Annotated in this window: 9 protein-coding genes; 5 read left to right on the top strand and 4 right to left on the bottom strand. The window is 34.3% G+C overall.

Annotated elements, in window-relative coordinates:
* On the bottom strand, window positions 1-2,955 hold a 2,955-nt coding region (locus NAT47_RS11950; protein WP_250583068.1), incomplete at its 3' end, for a hypothetical protein.
* A 7-nt stretch (window positions 2,956-2,962) separates the two neighbouring features.
* Window positions 2,963-3,640 (bottom strand): hypothetical protein, encoded by a 678-nt coding sequence (locus NAT47_RS11945; RefSeq protein ID WP_250583066.1) that lies wholly within the window; start codon window positions 3,638-3,640, stop codon window positions 2,963-2,965.
* Between the two features lie 144 nt (window positions 3,641-3,784).
* Here NAT47_RS11945 and NAT47_RS11940 point away from each other — a divergent pair, with 144 nt between their 5' ends.
* A complete protein-coding gene (locus NAT47_RS11940) occupies window positions 3,785-4,366 on the top strand; it encodes a non-canonical purine NTP diphosphatase (protein ID WP_250583064.1) in 582 nt (193 codons plus the stop codon).
* Here the strand turns inward: NAT47_RS11940 and NAT47_RS11935 are convergent.
* Window positions 4,335-4,949: a trimeric intracellular cation channel family protein gene (locus NAT47_RS11935; RefSeq protein WP_250583062.1), complete on the bottom strand. Its 615-nt coding sequence runs from the start codon at window positions 4,947-4,949 to the stop codon at window positions 4,335-4,337. The genes NAT47_RS11940 and NAT47_RS11935 overlap by 32 nt on opposite strands.
* Window positions 4,950-5,132: 183 nt before the next feature.
* Here NAT47_RS11935 and NAT47_RS11930 point away from each other — a divergent pair, with 183 nt between their 5' ends.
* Together NAT47_RS11930 and NAT47_RS11925 are read left to right on the top strand one after the other, a co-directional pair.
* Window positions 5,133-7,010, top strand: a complete 1,878-nt coding sequence (locus NAT47_RS11930) for a DEAD/DEAH box helicase (RefSeq protein WP_250583060.1) — start codon at window positions 5,133-5,135, stop codon at window positions 7,008-7,010.
* Window positions 7,011-7,095: 85 nt separating this feature from the next.
* Window positions 7,096-7,869 (top strand): carboxypeptidase-like regulatory domain-containing protein, encoded by a 774-nt coding sequence (locus tag NAT47_RS11925; RefSeq protein ID WP_250583058.1) that lies wholly within the window; start codon window positions 7,096-7,098, stop codon window positions 7,867-7,869.
* Between the two features lies 1 nt (window position 7,870).
* On the opposite strand, the gene NAT47_RS11920 is transcribed toward NAT47_RS11925, so the two are convergent.
* Window positions 7,871-8,548 carry a TrmH family RNA methyltransferase gene (locus NAT47_RS11920; protein ID WP_250583056.1) on the bottom strand — a complete coding sequence of 226 codons (678 nt, stop codon included), beginning with the start codon at window positions 8,546-8,548 and terminating at the stop codon, window positions 7,871-7,873.
* 54 nt (window positions 8,549-8,602) lie between these two features.
* On the opposite strand from NAT47_RS11920, the gene NAT47_RS11915 reads away from it, so the two are divergent.
* Window positions 8,603-9,133: an RNA polymerase sigma factor gene (locus NAT47_RS11915; RefSeq protein WP_250583054.1), complete on the top strand. Its 531-nt coding sequence runs from the start codon at window positions 8,603-8,605 to the stop codon at window positions 9,131-9,133.
* Window positions 9,126-9,911: an anti-sigma factor gene (locus NAT47_RS11910; RefSeq protein WP_250583052.1), complete on the top strand. Its 786-nt coding sequence runs from the start codon at window positions 9,126-9,128 to the stop codon at window positions 9,909-9,911. The genes NAT47_RS11915 and NAT47_RS11910 overlap by 8 nt, the downstream gene beginning before the upstream one ends.
* Window positions 9,912-9,955 lie beyond the last annotated feature (44 nt).

Below are 9,955 nucleotides of genomic sequence, written 5' to 3'. Positions count from 1 at the left end.
ACAATTAGCTGGAGTTGCTCCGTTTTCACATATTTGGTAAGTAACGGTATAAGTACCCGATGGGGTGCCTGCTGCTACTGTTATCGTTCCGTTTGGATTTAATGTTAATCCCGTTGGAACACTTGTTCCTGTTAAGGTTACTTGACCTGGATTAGTTCCAATTACAACTGGAGCGCCATCTAAAGTGTCGTTAATAATTACTGATGGGGTGCTGTCTCCTGAGGTAATAGCCGTTGGTGTATCGTTCACGGCACAAATACTTTTATTTACAGTTACGCTTGATCCCGTTGTAATACAACTGTTATCTGTTGTTGAACGAACACGTAAAGTATAAGTTCCTGGAGCTACACCTGTAAAGGTAGCACTTGATTGATAAGTCGTACCATCAATGCTATACTCAACTCCTGATTGCGTTGTGAAAACAATCGTTCCTGTTGTTACAGCACATGTTGGTTGTACGGTTACACTTCCTGCTGGTGTACTTGGTGCTGATGGAACTGCATTTACAGTGACACTAGAACCTGTTGCTGTACAAGTATTATCTGTTGTTGAACGAACACGTAAAGTATAAGTTCCTGGAGCTACGCCTGTAAAGGTAGCACTTGATTGATAAGTCGTACCATCAATACTGTATTCCACTCCTGATTGCGTTGTGAAAACAATCGTTCCTGTTGTTACAGCACATGTTGGTTGTACGGTTACACTTCCTGCTGGTGTACTTGGTGCTGATGGAACTGCATTTACAGTGACACTAGAACCTGTTGCTGTACAAGTATTATCTGTTGTTGAACGAACACGTAAAGTATAAGTTCCTGGAGCTACACCTGTAAAGGTAGCACTTGATTGATAAGTCGTACCATCAATGCTATACTCAACTCCTGATTGCGTTGTGAAAACAATCGTTCCTGTTGTTACAGCACATGTTGGTTGTACGGTTACACTTCCTGCTGGTGTAGTTAAAACACATGGAGGAGAAACTGGAACCGGAGTACTAGTCGCGGAATTATTAGATGTAGTTGGATCAGGAGCATTGCTTGAAATAGATGCTGTATTGGCATAACTACCTGTATTTAAAACGGTAGCAGTTATTGTCATTGTGGCTGTTGCACTAGGTGCTAAAACCCCTATATTCCAATTAGATGAAGAAAAAGTACCCACAGACAAAGTTGGAGACCCAACTAACGTATATCCAGAAGGTAATGGATCATTCACAACAACATTATAAGCGTTATATAATAAACTATTATTTGTAGCTGTAATTGTAAAAGTTACATTACTACCAATTATTGGAGCACTATTATTTACCGTTTTAGTAACACTTACATCAGTGTCACAATATTCAGTTATTAAATTAATAGAAGTACTAAGATTAGGTCCTCCACAAGGGTTTGGTAGTACGTATTGAACGACAACTGTTCCAACACCTGTAAACGTTATATTATTACCCACCAATACTCCAGGTCCACTTAAAACAGAAAGTGTACCTCCTGAAGGAGATGGTATTAAATCCACATTGGAACCAATACAATACTTTGACGTTGGACCTGTTGGAAGAACAGACAAAGCAATTTCAGGAGTAGATGCACCACATAGAACAATTGGTGAAGTAGAAAATGTAAAAACAGATTCAGTACCCGAAGTAGTAACTCCATTTCCAATACTACCATTAATTCTATGACCTACATATCCATAATTTGATTGACATTGTTTAATGGTCATAGAAGTATGTCCACCTGTTTCAACTGCTAACATTATATCAGAAGCTGTTAATCCACCAGGCATAACTGGATCTGTTGGGTCGCTAGTTGCACCTAACATAGTGTTATTATTCTCACCAAAAGCATATATATTTTTAGTGCTATTAATAACATTAACACCATTATATCTTGTATCGTGTTCTTGAGGACTAATCCAAATAATGTTACTCATCACCGCACCTCCAGTAGCATATCTTGGTTGAACCCAACTTCTTCTTTCTGTAGTTGAAAAATCACCTAACTGACGAACAGCATTATTACCCATAGCATAAAGATTGCCATTTGTAGCTAAAACATAATAAGATCTTTGATTAGTACTGTTGTTTCCAGTACCAATCATTTTTGGAGTTATACCTACCGGCAACGTCATTTGTCTTGCTCTGTTTTGGGTTGCAATAATTGCTGTATTATCTCCTAAATAAACATTACTACCCCAAGTATACACCGTACCATCTGAACATAAAGCCATCATTGCACCAGCACTACCTCTAGTTGTAACAACATTCGTTAAAAATGGATTTCCAGTAGCCGTTGTTGTAACTCTACTCCAAACTGTATTTGAACCTGTAGCCCCATTACCTCTCATATTGGCATCTTGAGACAAAACCCAAACATCACCACTACATGTTGTTAAAGCAATTGTTTGATAAGTCACAAACATCATCTTAACATCAGCAGGAACCATACCCGTAGGTAACCCATTAGCGTTACCATTAATAGTTAGTTTTTGAAATACAGAACTACTAGTTATAGAATTATCTAAAACCGTTCCTTCTGTAGCCCAAGCATACAAACCATCAGTTGCTAATAAAATACCTTGAGCTGATGAAGTAAAGTTACTAGCAACTGCAACTTTGAGTGGAGTTGCAGTACCTAATGCGGGATAATTAGTTGAATTTAATAGAATAGGAGAATATAAGTGGGTTGCACCGTCATTAGCCAATTTTTCTCCCCACAACTGAATAGAACCGTCACCAGTTCTTGAAACAGTACTATGAAAAGAGGAAACAAAGTTATCATATTCTATAGTAGTTGCATCAGTATTAGAATTGGCACCGTAATTAGCTAAATTAGTATTTGGACATCCTACTGTAGGTACAGCACATTGTGAGTAGACACTATTGAAGGAAGCAAATAAAACCAATATCAAAATGAAATTTCTAAAATTGCAAAATGATTTTATATTTTTTAATGCCATAACGTTTCTAGTTTACAATTTCTAATTGATAATACGTTTGAGTTTCATTGTTACTATCAACAAAATCAAACATCAAATAAGTCTCTTTATTAACTGTACCAAACAATTTATAACTTAAATTATAAGTTCCGTTTTTAACTACGATTTCCTCTTGCAAAGGAATAGCAATCAAACTAACATCATTTCCAGTTACATTAACGTTTGATAATTTAATTTTCCCGCCTTCAGAAACAGATTTTATAGTAACAGGTAGCGACATTATTATATCATCACAATTTTTTCCTACTCTAATTTTATCGGAAAATTTAATTTCTGAAAATTGAAACACCATCTCAGTTGGCGTAACATTGATAAACATTTTATCTTTAAATTTTGGATGACTACAGTCATTTGGTCCAAATTTTTTTGTATCATAAAAATACAATGTAAATACACCTAACTCATTAAAATTGAAGTTATTAATTTCATTTCCATTTAACAATATAATTTTCTCATTGTTTGGGTAAATAATTTTCCAATTGGCAGATTCTTCAATTTCTCCGAAGTATATTTTATGATTAATTGATAGTGTTTTGTAAAAGGTAAGTTTATCAAAATACGCTTGAGAAAATAAATCAGTTGATAAGAAGAAAAAAAATAATAAAAATACTATTTTTGAGATTCTTTTAAAAAAATGTAATATCATGTAGTAGATTTTAAATAAAAAATTTGCATTTTAAAATTATAAATTACAAATATCAACTCAATTATAATGTTAAAAAAATCAACGTTTATATTTTAAAAAAATATATTCATAAGTTAAAAAAAAACACTTTTTACATAAAACATGATGAAACTCGTATTCGCCTCCAACAACAAAAATAAAATTGAAGAAATTCAAGCTTTAGTTCCAAAAACTATTCAAATCCTAAGTTTAGAAGAAATTGGTTGTAATGAAGATATTCCAGAAACAGCAGATACTATTGAAGGAAATGCTATTCTAAAAGCGAATTACGTTACCGAAAAATATGGTTATAATTGCTTTGCTGATGATACAGGTTTAGAAGTAGAAGCTTTAAACGGAGCACCTGGAGTATATTCGGCGCGATATGCAGGCAAACAAAAAGATGCAAATGACAACATGGATAAACTTTTATCAGAATTAAAAGAGAAACCCAACAGAAAAGCGAATTTTAAAACCGTTATTGCACTAAACCTCAACGGAAAGCAAAACCTATTTACGGGAATTGTCAACGGAAAAATCATCGAAGAAAAAATCGGAACCAATGGTTTTGGCTACGACCCTATCTTCGTTGCCAATGGGTTTGACAAAACTTTTGCCGAATTAACCATGGAAGAAAAAGCAACCATCAGCCACAGAGGAATTGCGGTAAAAGAACTTATTCTTTTTTTGCAAAAACAGAACCTATAGGCAAACTCCAATTGTACTTAAAAGCAATCAATCGAAAGGCAATAATAAAAATAGCTACAATAGGTGATATAACATCATCCGATAATTGTAATTGTTGTAAAAAGAAAAATAAAATTCCGCCAGCAATACATAGTGTAGCATAAATTTCCTTTCGAAACAAAACCGGAATCTCATTACACAAAATATCGCGAATTACACCTCCAAAAGTCGCAGTCAAAGTCCCTAAAATCACACAAACAACGGGACTCAATCCAAATTCAATCCCTTTTTCCAAACCGATTAAGGTAAAAACTCCTAATCCAATAGTGTCAAACAATAACATCGAAATTCGCAAACGCTCCAAATAGCGATTAAAAACAATTGACAGTAAAAATCCAACAGTAATGATGTAGATATAATCAATATCTAACATCCAGCCTACAGGGGTTCTTCCTATCATAACATCACGGACCGTTCCACCACCTAAGGCTGTCACAAAAGCAATACAATAAACACCAAATAAGTCCAGCTTCTTGTAAATTGCAGTCAAAGCACCTGAAATAGCAAACACTAAAGTTCCCGTAACGTCTAAGAGTTCAAACATATCGAATCATTTCTTACAAAAGTACTTAATTTTGTTACTTTTTTCTATCTAGATTTTGCATTAGACCATTTTTTGTTAAATGTTCTAAAAATATGAAAAATATAACAATTTGAAAATCAATCAATAACAAATTAGTTAATCTAATTAATAAAGCGTAACTTTGCACCCAATTTAAAATAATATATGAATAAATTTGAACAATTAGGATTGAATGAGTCGCTACTGCTGGCGATTAAAGATCTAGGATTTGAGAATCCGTCAGAAGTGCAAGAAAAAGCGATTCCAGTACTATTGGAACAAAACACTGACTTAGTAGCCTTAGCGCAAACAGGTACAGGAAAAACCGCAGCTTTTGGTTTTCCTCTAATTCAAAAAATTGATGCTGAGAACAAAAACACTCAAGCCTTAATTTTATCGCCAACACGCGAGTTATGCTTACAAATCACCAATGAAATTAAATTGTACTCTAAGTACATTAAAGGTTTACATACCGTAGCTGTTTATGGTGGTGCAAGCATTACAGAACAAGCTAGAGAAGTGAAACGTGGTGCCCAAATTATTGTGGCTACACCAGGTAGAATGCAAGACATGATTAACCGTGGACTTGTAAACATTAAAAACATCGATTTTTGTATCTTAGATGAGGCAGATGAGATGTTAAACATGGGATTCTACGAAGACATTTGTTCCATTTTATCGGACACACCAGACGAGAAAAACACTTGGTTATTCTCGGCAACAATGCCTGCTGAAGTAGCGCGTATTGCAAAACAATTCATGTCTAACCCAGAAGAAATTACGGTTGGACATAAAAACTCAGGCTCTGCTACCGTTTCTCACGAATATTACGTAGTAAACGCAAGAGACCGTTACGAAGCTTTAAAACGTTTAGCGGATGCTAATCCAGACATTTTCTCTGTAGTTTTCTGTAGAACAAAACGTGATACACAAGCAGTTGCTGAAAAATTAATCGAAGATGGATACAACGCAGCAGCCTTACACGGAGATTTATCGCAAGCACAACGTGATGGCGTAATGAAATCATTCCGTGGTCGTCAAATTCAAATGCTGGTAGCTACAGACGTTGCAGCGCGTGGAATTGACGTTGATAACGTTACACACGTAGTAAATTATCAATTACCAGACGAAATTGAAACTTACAATCACCGCTCTGGAAGAACGGGTAGAGCTGGAAAATTAGGAACTTCAATTGTAATCGTTACGAAAAGTGAATTGAGAAAAATTCATTCTATCGAACGTATTATCCAACAAAAATTTGAAGAAAAAACAATCCCATCTGGAATTGAAATCTGCGAAATTCAGTTGTTACACTTAGCAAATAAAATTCACGATACTGAAGTAGATCATGAAATTGACAACTACTTGCCAGCAATTTATGAAGTTTTCCAAGATTTATCGAAAGAAGAATTGATTAAAAGAATGGTATCCGTAGAATTCAATAGATTCTTAAACTACTATAAAAAGAAACGTGATATTGCTTCAGAGAAAAGCGAAAGAAGCTCAGAACCAAGAGAAATTAGAGCTGGTGATCCAGTTCGTTATTTCATCAACATTGGAGCAAGAGACGATTTCGATTGGATGCAATTAAAAGATTTCATCAAAGAAACTTTAGATTTAGGTCGTGATGACGTATTTAAAGTAGACGTAAAAGAAGGTTTTTCTTTCTTTAATACCGATGGAGAACATACTGAAAAAGTAATGTCTATTCTTAACGGATATGACATGAACGGTCGTAGAATCAACGTTGAAATTTCTAAAAACGACGGTGGCGGAAGACGCGATCACAACGGAAGAAATTCTGGTTTCGGAAGACGTGAAGGCGGATTTAGAGGTGAAAGAAGCGGTTCTGCTCCAAGAAGAGAAGGCGGAAGAGACGGAGGTTTCAGAAGTGATAGAGGTTCGGCTCCTAGAAGAGAAGGCGGAAGAGATGCTGGCTTTAGAGGAGAAAGAAGCAGTTCTTCATCAAGAAGAGAAGGTGCTTCAAGAAGAATTGAAAGTGCTGGTGATTCATCAAGACCAAGAAGACCGAGAAGAAGTTAATATTTTTCGTTAATTTTCTTATAAATTTATTAAAAACTACAAAATATCATCTTTAGATTCGTATTTTTGAATCAATATTTATGAGATGAAATATTTTGTAGTTTTTATTTTTTTACTTTTTTCAACAGTTTGTTTTTCACAAAATGATACGCTTGTGACAAACATCAAAGGAACCGTGATCAATAACGAAACCAAGCTACCTATTGGCAATGTAAACGTTATTAATGCCTCGCGCGTTAAAGGTACTACAACTACTGCAAGTGGAACTTTCGAAATTGCTGCCAAAGTAAATGATACTCTCTTATTTACTTTTATAGGCTATGAAAATGTTAAAGTAAAAGTTACCAATGACTGGATTAAGGAAAAAATTACCAAAATTTATCTTTCTGAAAAAACCTATGTATTAGACGAGGTAGTAATACCAAAATATAATTTAACAGGATATGTTGAAGTAGATACCAAAATAATTCCTGTTGCTAGTGATGGATATCGATTTAATATTTCAGGAATAAATTTAGGATACGAGGCAGGAGATAAATCACCAGGTGCAGTTTCAAAAATCTTAGGTTCCATTTTTAACCCTACAGATTTGCTATACAACGTTTTTGGTAAACGTCCAAACGAAATGAAAAAGCTAAAAGCCATGAAAAAAGATGACACCATCCGAAATCTTTTAGCAACTAAATTTGATAGAGTAACATTAGCCACTTTATTAGAAATCGACAAAGATGATATCCCGATGATATTAGAAAACTGCAATTATTCTGAATATTTCATAAAAACTGCCAACGATTTGCAAATCATGGATGCCATAAGTGCTTGCTATGAAGATTACAAAATATTGAAAAAAAATAAATAATTTATTTCACCGCACTTTCTTTTATTTCGTAAAACTTCTTTTCAATAAAATCGATATCTTTAATTGATTTTCGGGTCCAATCCAAACGTTTTTCTAAAATTTCTTCTTCAGATAAATGCCAATTAAGTTCAGATTGACGCAATCGAGTTGTAATATCCTGAATAATAATAGCGGCTGAAACCGAAATATTTAAACTTTCGGTGTAACCTACCATAGGAATTTTAATAAAACCATCCGCTTGACGAATCACTTCTTCAGAAAGTCCGTTTTTTTCGGTTCCAAAAAAGATAGCAGAAGGTTTCGAAATGTCAAATTCATGTAACATACAAGAATCGTTATGAGGTGTTGTAGCTATAATTTGATAACCTTGCGCTCTCTTAGCATCAATACAACTTTGAACGGTATTAAATCGATTCACATCTACCCATTTTTGAGCACCCATAGCAATTTCAGAATCAATTCGCTTTCCAAATTTCTGTTCAATTACATTTAATTCCTGAACTCCAAAAACCTCACAACTACGCATTACAGCACTCGTATTGTGCAATTGATATACATCTTCCATCGCAATGGTAAAATGCTTGGTTCTATTTTTTAAAACGCGTAAAAAGCCTTCTTTTCTATTATCAGTAAGAAAACCTTCTAAATATGTTAACAACTCTTGATTAAATTTCTCCATGATACAAAAATAATACTTGTTTTTTTATTAATTTAGACAAAAAAAGAAAAACGCATGACACAAGACGAACTTTTACCCTTATTACTCAAAAAAGACGATAGGTCATTTACTTTGCTCTATGACAATTATGCCAAAAGTCTATACGGAATTATTTTTAATCTAATCAAAGACAAAGAAGAAGCAGAAGACGTGCTACAAGAAGTATTTGTTAAGATTTGGAAAAACATAGATTCGTACAATACTTCTAAAGGAAGATTGTACACTTGGATGTTGAATATTGCTCGTAATTCTTCCATCGATAAATTACGTTCTAAAAACTTTAACAATAACCAGAAAAACTTATCGGCTGATAATTTCGTACATCTATTAGATGACAATGCGAAGACAATCAATAAAATAGATGCGATAGGAATTAAAGAATTCATCAAAAAATTGAAACCCAAGTGTATCCAACTAATTGATTTATTGTTTTTTAAAGGATATACACAGCAAGAAGCATCAGAGGAGTTGGAAATTCCATTAGGAACCGTAAAAACTCAGAACAGAAATTGTATGAATGAATTAAGACTGATGATCAATGAATAGTAGAGAATATATCGAATCAGGAATTTTAGAATTATATGTGTTTGGAAAACTTTCCGAAGAAGAAATAGCGGAAGTGAACCAAATGGCAACCCAATATCCTGAAGTAAAAGAAGAAATAAAAGCTATTGAAAACGCGGTAATTAACTTATCCTATAGCGTTGCTCCTCACCTATCAGCTACTAATTTTGAGAAAATCAGAGCCGAATTATTAGGAAGAAACAAAGTAATCGAAATGAAACCGAAAACGAATTGGTCGCAATACACAGGTTGGGTTGCTGCTGCTGTGTTAGTAGTTGGTTTCGGACTTCAATTTTATAAATTAAACCAAACAAACGAAACCTTAAACAATGTTTCCACTGAGAAAAACTTATTACAAGAATCAATTGTAGATTTAGAATTAAAGAAGAAAGAATCAGAAGAAGTTCTAGCTATTTTGAGAGACACTAGCAATGTAGCGGTTGCTTTAGCTGGTCAACAAGTAGCCCCTCAAGCTTTTGCTAAAGCGTATTACAACAAAACTACAAAAACAGTTTACATAGACGCATCAGGATTACCAGAACCACCAAAAGGAATGGTGTATCAAGTATGGTCGTTACAGTTAGAACCTGTTTTAACACCTACAAGCATTGGCTTACTGGATTCTTATGCGACAAGCACAACTAAGGTCATAAAAGTAGAAAATGCCGAATCACCACAAGCATTCGGAATTACCTTAGAACCGGCTGGTGGTAGCGCTAGTCCAACATTAGAGCAACTTTACACTTTAGGAAAAGTATAATCAAAATGCGTCTGTATGGACGCATTTTACTTTTATAAAATTGC

It is taken from the genome of Flavobacterium fragile (assembly GCF_023634865.1).
Taxonomy (GTDB): domain Bacteria; phylum Bacteroidota; class Bacteroidia; order Flavobacteriales; family Flavobacteriaceae; genus Flavobacterium; species Flavobacterium fragile.
The sequence above is the reverse complement of the archived record's forward strand: the minus strand, read 5'-3'. Positions and strand labels throughout refer to the sequence as shown.